The sequence below is a fragment of the Salicibibacter cibarius genome (assembly GCF_016495725.1).
Lineage (GTDB): Bacteria > Bacillota > Bacilli > Bacillales > Marinococcaceae > Salicibibacter > Salicibibacter cibarius.
Genome location: NZ_CP054705.1, coordinates 931,148 through 947,043 on the forward strand (window position 1 = coordinate 931,148; position 15,896 = coordinate 947,043).

Genomic DNA, 15,896 nt, shown 5'->3' on the forward strand with positions numbered 1-15,896 from the left:
CAGCCTCCTCGTTAGAAAACTTGGCTTTTTTCTGCGGGGTCTTCCCACTGCGCTTCCCCGCAGGAGTCTCCGTGTTTTTCCTTCGCTAGAGCTAGTGTAATTACCATAATGATTCACTGATATCAACGATAGATTTTGGTGAAGAACCCAAATTAGAAAAGGGGAATGTATGATGGATGCAGATGTAGCGGTTATTGGTGTTGGGTCAATGGGTAGTTCAGCATTTTGGCAGCTTGCTTCACTAGGGGCGAACGTATTGGGATTTGAACGCTATGCACCGGGCCATGACAAAGGGGCCGGCCATGGAGAAACCCGTATTTTCCGAACGGCCTATGGGGAAGGAACGGAGTACGTGCCATTCCTTCAAGAATCCAAACAGCTATGGCGGCACCTTGAAACAGAAACAGACACTGATATTTATTCGGAAATAGGAAGAATTAACATTGGGGAAAAAGAGGCTCTCAAGAAAGATATCAGCGGAGCAAAACTTTATCAATTGCCCTATGAATTATTGGATGCGAAAGAAGCTGCGGCACGTTTTCCGCAACATAGATTTGAAGAGAATGATATGATTTATGTCGATCCACAAGCAGGTTTTGTTAGGCCTGAGCTTGCTATACAATCTGCAACGCAACGTGCAATTGAACTAGGCGCCAAGTTGTACTGCGGTGTTTCCGTTACAGCCATTGAGCCTGATGATGCCGGGGTGACTATTTATTGCGGAGAAGAAAGATTTAGGGTCGGTCATGTTGTCGTTTCTGCAGGTGCTTGGGCATCTAAGCTGCTCCCACAATTATCATTGCCAGTTTGGGTAGAGCGGCAAATATTAGTCTGGTACCGTGCGAAAAATCCGGATGTTTTTTCAATGGAAAAATTCCCTATTTTCGGAAGAGAAACAGAGGGGCAAAGGTGGTATGGTTTCCCATCCTTAGATGGGCATCTCGTTAAAGTGGCCTTTCATCATGGCGGGGATGAAGTTGATCCGGATACGATTGATCGGACAACACATAAAGAAGATATAGAACATCTATCAAAATTTATACACAAATATATTCCCGACCTTGATCCCAATGCTGTGAAGGCTAAAGTATGTATGTACACGAATACACCGGATAATCATTTTATTATTGGGTCCGTTTCAGGAATGCCAAATGTAACCATGCTTGGACCAATGGCAGGACATGGATTTAAATTTGCACCAATCATGGGCAAATTAGCAGCTGAAGTGGCTACAGAGTTGACACCTACAATGAATATAGACATGTTTCGACCTGATCGGTTAATACGTGTGTGAACTACCCCGGTCTATTGAAACAGACCAGCTAAAACCAAAGGTGACATCTGTATAAGAAGGTTTCTGCAAGTTGCTTCAAAGCTTCATATTCATATTTTCCATATTAGTCTCCGGTGCTGCTCCTCCCTCGAGCACTCACCTTTAATAAAGATCAATCATCCTAGAAATCATCAATGTGCATGTATTTGGTGCGGGGACAAACATTTCAGGGATGGAAAAGGAACTGTTGCATCTGATGGCCTTCTAAACTATTTCCTCAATTTTAGTTGTTATTTGGGAAAAGAGTTTACATGTTTTGAGGAAATCAACTGTTCATGCTTTAAAACCCATATAAGGATGAATATCCCAATTCAATAATTTTATTGTGTAGCAAAGTAAAGAAAGAATGGGGAGGCGAATTAGTTATGGATGCTTGGGATGTTGTCATCGATCTTGGTTTGATATCTGCACTGTTATTAATATCAACGTATATACGTGCAAAGGTAAAATGGGTTCAAAAACTTTTCTTGCCGGCAAGTATTATAGCTGGAATGTTAGGACTTGCATTCGGACCCAATGGTTTAGGATTGATCCCTTTTTCAGAAATGATTGAAACTTATCCGAGCATACTTATTGCTGTTGTTTTGGGTGCACTTCCATTGACAAACGAAGGATATAAGTGGAAAGAAGTTAAAAACGACGTTGGTAGCCTTTGGGCATACTCCCAGTTTGCAATGATCGCCCAATGGGGGCTGGGAGCGTTATTAGGCTTGATTTTATTAACAACACTTTTTGACGTTCCGAATGCATTTGGATTAATACTAGGAGCTGGCTTTGCAGGAGGACATGGCACAGCAGCTGCATTAGGCAATGCTTTAGATTCGTTAGGGTGGGAAGAGGCAACGTCATTAGCAATGACTTCTGCAACTGTCGGAATAATTAGCGCTATATTAATGGGTCTGTGGTTCATTAAAAGAGCCACAACCAAAGGCGACACAAATTATATTAGCAATTTTAACGATCTGTCACAAGATTTGAGAACCGGATTATTAGCAAAAGAAAATAGAGAATCAATGGGTGAAGACACATTATCCAGTATGTCTATCGACCCTCTTATTTTTCATGTGGCAATTATTGGAGCAATTGCAATGCTAGGTTATTTCCTCAGTTCTTTAGTTGAAAGGATATTTGGAGATGTATTCATTCCGGAGTTTGCTGTAGCGTTTTTAATCGGTCTTTTGGTTAAAATGTTAATTACTAATACTAATATTAATAAATATTTAGACAATAACATATTTAAACGAGTGAGCGGTGGTGCGACAGATTTATTAGTTGCATTTGGTATTGCTTCGATTAGCTTAATAGTTGTAGCGGAATATATTTGGCCGTTACTCATCTTGTTTGTCTTCGGTTTATTGTACTGTTATTTCCTTTTCAGATATTTATCTAAAAAATTTTTTCCACAGTATTGGTTTGAAAGAGGACTTTTCACCTGGGGATGGACAACAGGCGCGGTTCCTATGGCGATAGCTTTGCTTAGAATTGTAGATCCAAAATTAAAGAGCCGTACGTTAGACGATTTTGCACTTGCCTATGTCCCTATAGCTCCAGTGGAAGTTCTTATTGTTACGTTTTCGCCATTACTGATGGTTGCAGGCTTTCACTGGATATACGTATTGATCATGTTAGGTATTGCTCTAACAATTTTACTTGTATCTAGGAGGGTGGGGTGGCGTCAACCGCCGTCTAAAGATAGTCAAGGAAATCCCCGTCACACCCGTCCCGATGAGTGACGAGAACCTATGTAAGAATAATGGAGGGAATTACATTGCCAATTACCAAAACATTAGATTATCTAGAACATGAAAACTATGACTTCCTGTCACCGGAAGTAGTTACTATTTCCAAGAAATGTTTGCTGGACTTCATCGTCGCGTCATTTGCCGGTTATCAGAATAAGGCATCAACCACCATTGCGCTTAATCCGGCGGGTTGGTTAGGTGAGGAAGGATCTTGTACAGTAATAGGAGAGGAACATCAAGTTTCGCCTCTTGCTGCAACATTTGCTAATGTCACGTTGTCAAGTTGTATGGATATCGATGATGGGCACCGGCAACCGGTTGGACATCCCGGTTGTATGGTTATTCCCCCGTGTTGGCATGTCAAGAAATCATGCAAAACTGTTCCCGGAAGCATTTGATATCAGTGATTGTGGTAGGATATGAGATTGGAATTAGATGTGGGATCGTCATGAACGCAAAACATGAACAGCAATTTTACGGTTCCGGGGATGGGCTCATTTTGGTTTTGCGGCAGGAGCAGCAAAAATTAAAGGGTTGTCAGGGGATGCGCTTTTCCATTCATTGACGATTGGAGAAGTTTATGGCCCAACGGCACAATGCGAAAAATCGATTGCAGCCGGTTCGATGACAAAGGAGAGTGTTGGTTGGGGAGCCACCACAGGACTTATGAGTGTACGACTCGCGGAATCTGCCATTCGAAAGTGCGGGAAAGCATCATAATGAGTGATGGTTTGATCCGCCTTCTCCCGCTTTTATACTTTTTCGGGTCAACACCATTGCATCCTTAGTACTTCTAGAGGGGCGATAAACCTATTCCTGTCCCTCAAGCGACAGGAAAAACATACCCTTTGCCATTTTTGAAGACCCCCTGCTCGATGGTAATGAATTTTTGGTTTGTCGAGATGATTGCAGCTTAGATTTTCACATTGAATATGGTAGACCTCCCCATTCTTTTGTTTAGGGAAGGAAAGTTATGATTTGTATAGAGGTATGATAAAAGAGTAGGCATGAAAAACGCACCTAACAATTTAATTATGACTTTTGCTCTGGTGCGTATTCTCGCCTATACGAGTGTATAGTTATTAATAATCTCTCTTACATGTTTCATCGTTGTATTCGCTGCTTCCTCAGCATTATAATTTCGACGATTATTTAAGACTGTTGTAAGCATCCCTTGCCAAATTAATACAGTGCTTTCCTTAATAACCTCAAGGTCGTTTTCTTTTAAATAGCCATCCTGCACGGATTGTTCCAATTCGTTCCTGCTTCTTTTTGATAAATGGTATTCAACAATGAGCGTTCTGATATCTTCCGTCAGATCTCCGAATACTTCATCCTGATAAACGTTATAATAGTACTCTAACAATTCTTCCGGTCTTTCTCCCAGATTAGCTAAAAAAATGGCGTAATACACTTGGGGATTTTTAAAGGAGTGTTTACAGAAACATTCCCAGCTTAATAAATATTTGTGAAGGGAATTTTCTCCTTTCTCCATATAAAAGGGAAGTTCTTCTATATATTTAGTTAAATATCTTAGCGCCGCAAAAAAGATGAGGTGAGAAAGTTCCTGAAAATAATTATATATGGTAGCGCTATTATACCCGACTTTATCAGCTATTTTTCGTATTGTAACACTTTTAATCCCCTCTTGCTCAATGATCTCGATGGTAGCATCTACAAAATATTGCCCCATTCTCTGTGTGTGCATTTCTTTAATAATTTCTTTATTACTCAAAAGTGACCCCTCTCAATTTCCGTGATCTCTTGATACATTCATTTTATACTTTAAAGGAATTTGTACAGTTAATCAAGATTACATACCAAAGTCAATTGAAAGGTCTAATACAAACGAGATAGTTTCCCACAACGGTTTATTTTAAAGTCGAGTGTTTGTTTCTGATTCATTTTTCCTTGAAGCCATCCTTGACTACATTTTCAGGAATGAAATCTATGCTATCTAAAAGTTTTCTCGTTGCTCTTTTTTGATAATTTCCTGATACTTTTCTTTTGGGCAGGAGTCTCTCCAAATTCATCTTTAACACTTCGAACGATTGAGTAACATATAAATAACATAAGGATCGCAAAGGGAGAAGCTACAACAATGGAAATGGTTTGAACGGCCTCGAGACCGCCAGCTAATAGGAAAACAATAGCGGACCCGGCTATCATAATACCCCAGATAACTTTTAACCGGCTTGGGGGAGTCAAGTTGCCACTGTCACTAAACATAGCAAGTACATAGCTTCCTGAATCAGCAGATGTTACAAAAAAGAAAAGAATTAAGGCAAATACTAAAATCGTTAAAAATGACCCAAAAGGAATTAATTCCAAAAATGCAAATAAGGCATAGGTTTCATCAGCCTGAGTGCTTTCAATTAAAGAGTTTGCCCCTTGATTTAGTAAAAGATTTAAAGCTGAACCACCAAATACAGAAAACCATACAAATGAAATAAGTGTGGGAACAATTAAAACGCCCATTATATATTCTTTAATTGAACGCCCTTTTGATATTCTGGCGAAAAAAGCACCGACAAATGGTGCCCAGGTCATCCACCAAGCCCAATAAAACACAGTCCATTCATTTGTCCAATCGCTTCGTTCGTTAAGAAAGGGCTCTGCACCTAAGCTCATTTCAATTATATTATTAAAAAATCTACCGGTAGAACCTACTAATACTTGCAGTATGTTTGAAGGACCTAGACTAAAGACTATAAGCATAGCTAATCCAGCGAGTATCATATTAAGATTCGATAGATATTTAATGCCACGCCCTAAACCTGATAATGCAGATATAAGAAAAAGCAATGTAGCCAATACAATGATGCCGATTTGTATCCACACTGAATTGGGAAGATCCCACACAAAGGATAAACCACCACTAATCTGAAGTGCACTTAATCCTAAAGTACTGGCTAAGCCGATAGAAGTTATAAAGATTGCAAAAATATCAATCGTTTTACCTTCTCCGCTGTAAATTCTCTCTTTTAGTAAAGGGTAAAACAATGAACTGATAGCAGCAGGTAGTCTTTTCCTAAATTGAAAGTAAGCTAATCCAAGCCCCATCACACCAAAGATAGCCCAAGGGAAGAACCAATGGAAAAAAACATATTGCATGGAAAGATTTGCAGCTTCTGCCGACTCAGCTTCTCCGTAGGGAGGGTTTATATAGTGGCTAACTGGTTCTGCCACACTCCAGAAAACTAAACCTACCCCCATTCCTGAAGCAAAAAGCATGGAAAGCCATGAACTTTTGCTAAATTCGGGTGTGTCACTGTCATTTCCTAATTTAATATTCCCATATTTTGAAAACATCATATAGAGACAAAGAAAAAGAAAAATAATACCTGCTAATAAATAAAACCAATTAAAGTATGTAATTAAAATATTAAGAAGACCGTCAGCAGCTACTCTTAACCAGTCTGTAAACAAAATCCCTACAATGATAAAGCAAAAGCTTAAAGCTAAAGAAACTTTTAAAACTAAATTTTTAGTAACCATCATTTTTGAATATACCATCCTTTTTAAAAATTTATTAAATCTTAAAGGGAACTGGCTAATGGGTTTCATATGTTTGTTTGGGCTATCATTAAAAAAAGTGATGAGAGTATCAAAATGTTTATTTTTAGTTTTGTATTCGCTTACATAATCATAATCGCGATTATAATAGTAATCATGATAAAACGCAAGGTGAAATAATTAGTTTTGTTATTAATGTATGTGTTCTACCAAAATGATGATCGCCCCTTAAGTTTTAAACAGATTGTTAGCATAGAAAGCAAAAAATTTAGGAATTATTAGAGGATAATTAAGAGACAAAAAGAGCTCCAACCATCAGCATGAGTTTTCTACTTATCTTAGAAGCGCCATATTCCGCATGCAAAGCCAAGCCCCGAAAAAGTGTTTTGAGAAAGAAAAGCTATGGGTCGGATAACTCGACAGAATGTAAAACAAATTTGTTAATAAAAAAATTCTTTAAAAGGTATTGACTTATTATATTAATCACGATTAGAATGATAATCACAGTTACTAATCACGATTAGTTGATTGCATACAAATGGATTCAAAAAAGGGTGATGTTATAAAAATTAAGAATTCAAGCATATAAAAGCGTTTACATGAAAGTGACAGCAACAATAAATCAAGGAGTGTTTCGTTAAAATGAGCAATTCCAACAAAGAAGTTAACGTTTTATGGTTGTCTCAGGAAGAGTGTATTGAAGGCGGCGCGAAAAATATGGACATGATTTTGGAAAATGTAGAAAAAGTTAATTTATGGCTAGCGGAAGATAAAGTCGTTGAACCGGAGTTATTACATCTGCTATGGGAAGAAGGTAATTACTCAGGTAAGCGAATCGGGGTCCATGCGGCACTTATTCAGTCTGAAGAGATGCAAGTTGCTTCTGTTAAAGGTATTCCAAGTAATCCGATGAATCCGGTTGAAAGGCAGACACCAAGGTCGAATGGCATGATTATTCTATATGATGAAGACACCGGATACCCCTTTGCGGTTATGGATGACACAATTGTAAGCGCTTTGCGCACTGGTGCTTCAAGCGCGCTTGGTGCCAAATATTGCGCTAGGCCTGATTCTGAAATTCTTGGTTTAGTTGGTTGTGGCGTTATCCAGAACGCGCACATCGAAGCGACAAGCCGAGTGATGAAAAATATAAAAACCGTACGATTGTATGATGTTGACAGGGAGCGAGCAGAAAAGTTCGCCGCAAAATGGGAACATTTAGGGTATACATTTGAAATTTGTAATAATGTTGAAGAGGCAGTCGCACAGTCCGATATTGTGTATACAGCAACAAATGTGAATTTAGGAAATGAATATATTCCTAAAGAGTGGATAAAAAAAGGTTCTTTCCATTCTGGTGTTTCCATGTGGGATCACAAAGATGAAGCTATTTTAGAAGGTTTTAATAAACATTGCATGGACTATAAACTTCGTTTAAATGATGATAAATATCCTTTATCAGAATTAACGAAAGCCGGGCGAATGGATCAGAACGATATTACTGAACTAGGGCAAGTGATCAAAGGAAATAAAGTTTGTCGAGAAAATGAGGATGACAGCATCTTTTTTGTAACGTTAGGCCTATGCGCGACAGATACAGCGAATAGCTATCAAATTTACCAAAATGCGAAAGAACGTGGATTGGGTACGGAAGTGAAATTGTGGTCTGAACCTGCCATGTACTGATTATTTTAAGGAGGTGTTTTGCTTGGCAGTTGCTCCGTTCAAAAATGATGCACCAATAGATTGGGAAGCACCCGAAAACAGGACTATTTTAAATAAAAATCTGGAATTTGTTAAATCGAAATTTGGTGAGGAGTATCCTCTAATGATTGGGGGGGAGGAAGTTTTAACTGAAAATAAACGACCTTCTTACAATCCAGCCGTCCATAGTGAAGTTGTAGGTTACGTTAACCAAGCTAGTCAAGATCATATAGAAACAGCGATATCTGCTGCCAGAAGTGCATATGAAAGCTGGGGCCAAACAACTTTTCAAGAACGCTCATTGTATTTATTTAAAGCAGCTGAAATTATGAAACGTCGTAAAGCCGAGCTTGTCGCTTGGCAAATATACGAGGCAGGAAAAAATTTCGCAGAAGCGGATGGGGAAATTAACGAAGCCATTGATTTTCTGGAGATGTATGGGCGTCTAGCCATTGAGCTTGACCAAGGGCAAGATCTTGTATCATTACCAGGCATAGAAAATCGACTTGAATATAAACCACTAGGGGTAGGAGCCGTTATTTCTCCATGGAATTTCCCAATAGCCATTGTGACTGGTATGACAGTATCAGCCATTGTAACTGGCAATACTGTATTACTAAAACCTGCAGCTTTAACACCAGTTATTGCGGCGAAGTTTATGGAAATCATGCATGAAGCCAATATACCCGACGGTGTTATTAATTTTATCCCAGGATCGTCTGGTGAAATTGGCGATTACATGGTAGCCCATCGAGACATTAACTTCATTTCGTTTACTGGATCCAAAGAAGCGGGTTTGCACATCGATGAAATGGCACACAAAAGAATACCTGGCCAACGCTGGATTAAACGTGTCATATCGGAAATGGGCGGTAAGAACGGTGTTGTTGTTGATGAATCAGCTGATCTTGATGCTGCAGCCGATGGCATTGTTACGTCAGCATTTGGTTATCAGGGACAAAAGTGTTCTGCTGGTTCAAGAGCTATCATTCATGAAAACGTTTATGATGAGATGGTTGATAAAATTACCAAGCGAACGCAAGCGCTTCAAGTTGGACCTGGGGACGAAAACAATGCGATTAATCCCGTCATTGATAATAAAGCATTCAAGGAAATTAATGAATATATTGAAATTGGAAAAAACGAAGGTACGTTGGTTTTTGGAGGCGACAGTGATGATGCGGAAGGGTACTATATTACACCAACCATTTTTAAAGACGTGCCACCAGAATCCCGTATTATGAAAGAAGAAATTTTTGGTCCGGTGCTTGCCATCTGTAGAGTAGCAAATGTTGAAGAAGGTGTGGAAGTATATAACAACACCGAGTTTGGATTAACAGGGTCCTTATACACGAATAATCGTGAGCAAATCATGTATGCTCGTCAAAAAATGGACTGCGGCAATTTGTTTTTTAACGGTAAATGCACAGGCGCTTTAGTAGGTGTACAGCCGTTCGGCGGCTATTACATGTCGGGTACAGGTTCAAAAACAGGTTGCAAAGACTATCTATTAAATTTTGTGCAAGCAAAAACGATTGCTGAAAACTTTTGATTTATAAATATATTAAGAAGGGGAGGTTATTAGCATGAAATCAATTGAAGGTGGCTTTCCAAGTTACGCGAAGTTCGAACCAACAGCTCCGGCATGTGATTATTATGATCCCGATCACTTTCAAAAAGAGTTAGATAAAATTTGGTTTAAAACATGGTTACTTGCAGGAAGAGAAGAAGAAATTCCGCATAGTGGCGACTATAAGACGGTCCAAATTGCACATGAAAATTTCATTGTTACCCGCGGATCAGATGGTAAGGTCAATTCTTACTATAATGTATGTCGACATCGTGGTTCCCGTTTGTGTACTGAAGAGTCAGGGCACTTCAACAGAGGAAGGATCATCTGTCCATACCATAGTTGGATGTACAGCGGGGACACTGGTGAATTGACAAAAGCGCCAAATATCTCGGACGAAGATGAAGGTTTTGATAAAAGTGAGCATTCTCTGGTAAGCATAAAAACAGAAACATGGGATGGATTTATTTGGATTAATGCTGATCCAGATGCTCCTTCCTTAGCAGAAAGTTTTAATTTGCCAGAGTCATGGTCGATTTATGAAAACTATCAAATGCACCGACTGAAAATAGGAAAAACAGGAACCTATAATGTAAAAGCAAATTGGAAGATATTAATGGATAATGCAGAAGAATGCTATCATTGCGGTACGATTCATCCGGAATTAAGTCGTGCTACCCCGCCAATGCAGCCTAGACAATGGGTCGATGAAGAGGTGCCAGAAACAAAGGTTATTAAACATGTTGGCTCTATGGGATTAAATTCTGGTTTCGAGCGCGTGAATGTAGATGGGGAAGCTTATCGTCCTGTCTTTCCAGGACTTACAGAAGAAGAAGAACGTAAAATCACCTATATGCACATTTTTCCGCATTCCTATATTTGCATGGCTTCTGACTATGTGTTCATTGCAGCAATATTCCCGGTTAAAGCAGACGAATCAGTGGTGAAGGGATACTGGTTATTTGATCCAGATGTTATGGAAAAGAAAGATTGCTATATCGAAGATGCAGTTGAATTTTGGGATGTAACTTGTCAAGAAGATTGGGCGGCATGTGCACTTGCGCAGGAGGGGAATCAATCACGAGCATATAAAGATGGCGGGACCCTCACACCAATCGATTGGCGGGTAGCTAACTTCAAGAAATATGTTCAATCGGAACTTGAAAAAGAAGATTAAAAAAGATATAGGATATGTACTGTGTAAGTATATATACGGTGCCATATCCTTTTTATCAAATGAACTTCAGTTTTGAATGTAAAAAAAGGGGTGAGATAAATGACGAATCAAACAATGGATTTTGATTTTCAATTGAATGGTAGTAGTGGGTACACTTTTGTGGCATCTAGTGATTCGATCGCTGATGGTGACATGATCGAAGTGACAGTCGGGAAAGAAACTGTGGTTGTGGCACGTTTATATGGTTCTGTATATGCGGTAGACGGTATATGTACACATGCTTATGCCGAGTTGATCGATGGTGAATTGGAGGACCATTGTTTGTATTGCCCCCTTCATTTTGCCAGTTTTGATATCCGAGACGGTTCCGTCACGGAAGGGCCGGCTGATAAACCCTTGCCAGTGTATGACGTGTTAGAACAAGATGGTTTTATATGGATCAAAGGCTAGTGTTGAGCGGGATTATTAGCTAAGAAACAGTGTGGCTACGTTGCCGTAGCCACCATTTACCTTAAAATAGTTATTTGCTCTAAAAATGAGCATATCTGCTTCATGAATTGGTAATATTTTAACACTACAACAGGATGAATGCTTTCTGGTGAATCTTAAAAAAGATACCCTATGTAAGAAGCTGGTTCAAAATATAGATTGAACCACCTCAAGTTCTGATTAGCAAATTATTTTCTTTATTAGTCCTACAATGCCTTCAATGCAAAATTGTTTCCATACAAAATTAAAAACAAATCGGTGTTCATGTTTAGCTCCAGGTGCTGAATGACGTGAGTCACTTCAAACATGCTAGTCGCCAGAAAGCGATTTCAGTCACATGCTTTCCAATACTGATCGCCTAAACCTAAAGCGTCTAGAGCTTTTCTTAAAGGATTGGTCCATTTATAAAGTGCAACCCTTCATCAAAAGAAGTGATGCCAAGAGATTGGAGTGTTCGTATTATGACGACGAGTAAACCTATCGTTATCATTGGAGCGGGTATAGCTGGCGTCCATGCCGCTGAAACGCTCCGTAATGGAGGATATGAAGGTCGAATCCTGCTCATTGACCGTGATACACAGTTACCTTATGATCGTCCTCCATTATCAAAAGAGTTTATGTTAGGGGAAGTATCAGAAGCAAATATACATTTACGAACCCATGACACTTTTAATAATCTTCGTATTGAATTAAAGCTAGGTGTTGAGATTACCTCCATTGATGCTGAAAAACAAATGGCCATTGCATCAGATGGTACGATCATTGAATGGGAAAAACTTCTCTTAACGACAGGCTCTCGTTTAAGGCAATTACCAGTAAAAGGAGCCGAACTTGAGGGCGTTCATTATTTAAAAACACTGTCCGATGCGAATAATCTTCGCCGCAAATTGGGTGATGTTCAGCAGGTTGCCATTGTTGGAGCAGGGTTTATTGGTGCGGAGCTTGCTTCGTCACTCAAAAAACTGGGAAAAGAAGTGACCGTGCTAGAGCGCATGCCGCTCCCATTAGCACACATTCTTGGTGAAGAAATGGGAGAGTATTTTCTTCAGTTACATCAATCTAAAGGAATACAGGCTATTACAGAAGATACGGTAGTTGAATTTGGAGGGACGTCACAAGTTGAGAAGGTCCTGACAGAGAATGGTCGGGTCATTCCGTGTCAAGCTGTTATTGTTGGGATTGGCGTTATACCCAATACAATTTTGTCCGATGACAAACTGGATATGGATCGTGGGTATGTTGTAAACGAATTTGGAGAAACATCGCTAAGAAATGTGTATGCTGCAGGGGATTGCGCGGTGTGGCCATATCAGGGGACCAATATTCATATCGAGCATTGGGACCATGCTATGAATCATGGCAAAAGTGTCGCAAATAATATGCTGGCAGAAGACCCCGCGCCTTATGAAACCATTCCCTATTTTTGGTCCGATCAATATGATCACCGTTTGCAATATTTTGGGCATACAAAGGATTGGGCGACCACTGTGTTACGGGGAAATGTGAAAGATCAACAATTTACGTATTTTTATTTAGATGAAAATGGCGTGATAGAGGCAGCACTACTCGTGAATCAACCGAAAAATGCGCTAGCCGTCCGTCGTTTGATAAAACAACAACAGCCCGTTGATTCTGATTTGCTATCCGATCCGGACGTAAATTTGAAAAAAGTGCATTTACAAGTTAATTAAGACGAGCGAATGCTGATTTTGTTGATTAAAACCTCTTCTCATTTTCGTAATCATGATTATGTTTTGCATCGTCAACAGTAGCAATGGTGAGCTACGTTAAGTAACTATAGGATAATCCGGCATACTTGCTCCCCTTGGTATCACCATGAAAGGAAAATATGACATCTACGTAAAAAGGGTGTTATGGTAAACTAGCGTGCCTTATTAACGAGTTATTGGATAATGCTTATTGATTAAAATTGCAAACAGGTATTTAAAAAAGGAGAATCATAATGAATGCAGTGCCAAAAAAAATGCGTGGTGTCCATTTAACAGGACTGGGGGGCTTTGAAAAACTAGAATATCGCACAGATATTGATGTTCCAACCCCCAAGTCAGGAGAAGTATTGGTGAAAATCGGTGCAGCAGCTGTAAATAATACAGATGTGAACACGCGTATAGGATGGTATTCAAAAAGTGTAAACGCGTCAACCAATACAGGTGGAGACTCTGGGTTTGAAGAAGAGGTTCAAGACGATGGCACATGGCTTGGCCAAGCCATGGAATTACCTAGGATCCAAGGGGCTGATGGTTGTGGCACGATTGTCGCTGTCGGGGATGGTGTCAGTCAAGAAAGACTAGGTGAAAGAGTATTAATACGTACAGTTCAACAAAGAGAATCAAGTGAAGAAGGCATAGAATCTATTACGTTTGGATCAGAATGTGATGGTGCTTTTGCCGAATACGCAACAGTCGTTTCAGAAGAAGCTTTTGCTATTAATTCAAGTTTATCTGATAAAGAACTTGCAACGTTTCCTTGCTCATATGGAACTGCTGAAAACCTTATTCATAAAGTAGGGGTCAAAAAGGATGATGTTGTTTTAGTAACTGGCGCATCAGGTGGCGTCGGTTCTGCACTTGTACAGTTAGTAAAAGTAAGAGGTGGCAAGGTTATTGCTGTTTGTGACAATAATGAAGAAAAAGTAGAAAGAGTTAAGAGCTACGGTGCTGATGAGATTATCTTCAGAGGGGATAGTTTTGTAGAAAAAATTGGAAAGATGAAAGTAGATGTCGTTTTAGATGGGGTGGCTGGAAAACAATGGCCGGAGTTTTTGGAGATATTGAAAAAGGGCGGAAAATACGGCGTTATTGGCGCAATTGCTGGATCCTTAGTAGAGCTCGATGTTCGTAATCTTTATTTGAAAGATTTGAGTCTTTTTGGAGCCACATATCAATCAAAAGAATCATTTTTGAATCTCATTAACTATATCGAAGAAGGAAAAATTAAACCCATCATCGCAAAAGAATTTCCGCTAAAGGATATTGTAGAAGCTCAAAAAACTTTCTTGTCAAAAACACTAGCTGGTAAATTTGTACTTGATGTTACTGCTGAATAGGAACTAGCCTTACTTTCGGAATTTGATGAAGAAAAAAGAAGAAAGGGTGAAAAAATGGCTTTTAAAAGAATGTTTAACGCTATAGAAACTCATTGTGGAGAGCCAATACGGGTGATAACTAGTGGAATACCAACAATTCCGGGAGACTCAGTATATGAACAGACGAATTGGTTAAGAGATAATGATGATCAATTTAAAAAACTGATGTTGAAAGAACCAAGAGGATACCCCCTCTTAATTGTGACCTGGTTGTACCAGCAAAAGACCCTCGAGCAGCAGCAGGCGTTATTATTATGGAACAAACGGAATATCCCATGATGAGTGGGGGAAACATCATATCTGTAGCAACAGCTCTTTTAGAGACTGGGATGATTCCTATGGTGGAACCAGTAACAGAATTTAACCTGGAAGCGCCTGCTGGGTTAATTGGCATTAAGGCGGATTGCAAAGACGGTAAAGTAAAGCAAGTCACGTTTTCAAACGTCCCATCTTTTCCAATTTATATAGATAAAGAAATCGATGTCCCTCATTTAGGAAAAGTTAAAGTAGATGTGGCTTGGGGAGGGATGTTTTATCTTCTCATTGATGTAAGACAGTTCGAAGGTTTAGAGTTAATACCCGAAATGGGAAAAGAAATTGCGAAAGTATCCGCTTTATGTCTGAAAGCCGCGCAAGAGCAGCTCAAAGTGGAGCACCCTGACTATCCCGGTATCGATATGACGGTTACTGAACTTCATGGACCAACGGACAATCCAAATGCCGATTGGAAAAGTGTAAATACACTTTTTACAGGAGACATTGATTTTGATAAACCCGAAACATGGACGGGTGCACTCGATCGATGTGCTTGCGGAACAGGAACGTGTGCTATTATGGCTGTTAAATATGAGAAAGGTGAATTGGAAATAAATGAGTCTTTCCGAAGGGAAGGTTTATTAGGAATTATTTTTACGGGACATGCAATAGAAGAAACTGAGTTTTATGGTTATAAAGCAATCGTGCCTACTGTTGGAGGGCAAGCTTGGATTTCTGGCTTTAGTCAGCATGTGTTAGATGAAACGGATCCATTTCCGAATGGTTATACGGTTGGAGATATTTGGTGAGTAATCTAAATCCTGATTCCGTGATGAAATGATTAAAAGGGCTCCGCATTTTAGATGAGACGCTTAACGATGAAAATTAAACTTTATTCATAGTTTTAGGGTACGCTTAACAAAAGGACATACATTTACACACAGATAAATTGATTATATCATTCTGCTTTTTCAAGCTGTATAAATGGAAAAAATTCCGAATAT

At 39.4% G+C, this 15,896-nt stretch carries 11 protein-coding genes and 1 pseudogene; 10 read left to right on the plus strand and 2 right to left on the minus strand.

Annotation, left to right across the window (positions count from 1 at the left end):
- The first annotated feature begins 172 nt into the window (after nucleotides 1–172).
- From solA to HUG15_RS04750, 3 genes are all read left to right on the plus strand, one after another.
- Entirely contained in the window at nucleotides 173–1,294 is a 1,122-nt protein-coding gene (gene solA, locus HUG15_RS04740; RefSeq protein ID WP_200127468.1) for an N-methyl-L-tryptophan oxidase, read from the plus strand.
- 404 nt (nucleotides 1,295–1,698) lie between these two features.
- Nucleotides 1,699–3,066 (plus strand): sodium/glutamate symporter, encoded by a 1,368-nt coding sequence (locus tag HUG15_RS04745; RefSeq protein WP_200127469.1) that lies wholly within the window; start codon nucleotides 1,699–1,701, stop codon nucleotides 3,064–3,066.
- A 35-nt stretch (nucleotides 3,067–3,101) separates the two neighbouring features.
- A complete protein-coding gene (locus HUG15_RS04750; RefSeq protein ID WP_200127470.1) occupies nucleotides 3,102–3,473 on the plus strand; it encodes an MmgE/PrpD family protein in 372 nt (123 codons plus the stop codon).
- 665 nt (nucleotides 3,474–4,138) lie between these two features.
- On the opposite strand, the gene HUG15_RS04760 is transcribed toward HUG15_RS04750, so the two are convergent.
- Together HUG15_RS04760 and HUG15_RS04765 are read right to left on the minus strand one after the other, a co-directional pair.
- Nucleotides 4,139–4,810 carry a TetR/AcrR family transcriptional regulator gene (locus HUG15_RS04760; protein WP_246516495.1) on the minus strand — a complete coding sequence of 224 codons (672 nt, stop codon included), beginning with the start codon at nucleotides 4,808–4,810 and terminating at the stop codon, nucleotides 4,139–4,141.
- Between the two features lie 218 nt (nucleotides 4,811–5,028).
- A complete protein-coding gene (locus HUG15_RS04765; protein ID WP_200127474.1) occupies nucleotides 5,029–6,576 on the minus strand; it encodes a BCCT family transporter in 1,548 nt (515 codons plus the stop codon).
- 657 nt (nucleotides 6,577–7,233) lie between these two features.
- Between HUG15_RS04765 and HUG15_RS04770 the strand changes: the two genes are divergently transcribed.
- The 7 genes and pseudogenes from HUG15_RS04770 (at nucleotide 7,234) to HUG15_RS04805 (ending at nucleotide 15,701) form a co-directional block, all read left to right on the plus strand.
- Nucleotides 7,234–8,277 (plus strand): ornithine cyclodeaminase family protein, encoded by a 1,044-nt coding sequence (locus tag HUG15_RS04770; protein WP_200127476.1) that lies wholly within the window; start codon nucleotides 7,234–7,236, stop codon nucleotides 8,275–8,277.
- A 22-nt stretch (nucleotides 8,278–8,299) separates the two neighbouring features.
- Nucleotides 8,300–9,847, plus strand: a complete 1,548-nt coding sequence (pruA, locus tag HUG15_RS04775; RefSeq protein ID WP_200127478.1) for an L-glutamate gamma-semialdehyde dehydrogenase — start codon at nucleotides 8,300–8,302, stop codon at nucleotides 9,845–9,847.
- A gap of 34 nt (nucleotides 9,848–9,881) precedes the next feature.
- Entirely contained in the window at nucleotides 9,882–11,042 is a 1,161-nt protein-coding gene (locus tag HUG15_RS04780; protein WP_200127480.1) for an aromatic ring-hydroxylating oxygenase subunit alpha, read from the plus strand.
- Between the two features lie 99 nt (nucleotides 11,043–11,141).
- Nucleotides 11,142–11,492, plus strand: a complete 351-nt coding sequence (locus HUG15_RS04785) for a Rieske (2Fe-2S) protein (protein ID WP_246516497.1) — start codon at nucleotides 11,142–11,144, stop codon at nucleotides 11,490–11,492.
- A gap of 500 nt (nucleotides 11,493–11,992) precedes the next feature.
- On the plus strand, nucleotides 11,993–13,222 hold the full coding sequence (locus HUG15_RS04790; protein WP_200127482.1) for an NAD(P)/FAD-dependent oxidoreductase: 1,230 nt from the start codon (nucleotides 11,993–11,995) through the stop codon (nucleotides 13,220–13,222).
- Between the two features lie 272 nt (nucleotides 13,223–13,494).
- Complete coding sequence (locus tag HUG15_RS04795) at nucleotides 13,495–14,598, plus strand: alcohol dehydrogenase family protein (protein WP_200127484.1); 1,104 nt, start codon at nucleotides 13,495–13,497, stop codon at nucleotides 14,596–14,598.
- Between the two features lie 69 nt (nucleotides 14,599–14,667).
- Nucleotides 14,668–15,701, plus strand: a pseudogene (locus HUG15_RS04805) (proline racemase family protein).
- Nucleotides 15,702–15,896 lie beyond the last annotated feature (195 nt).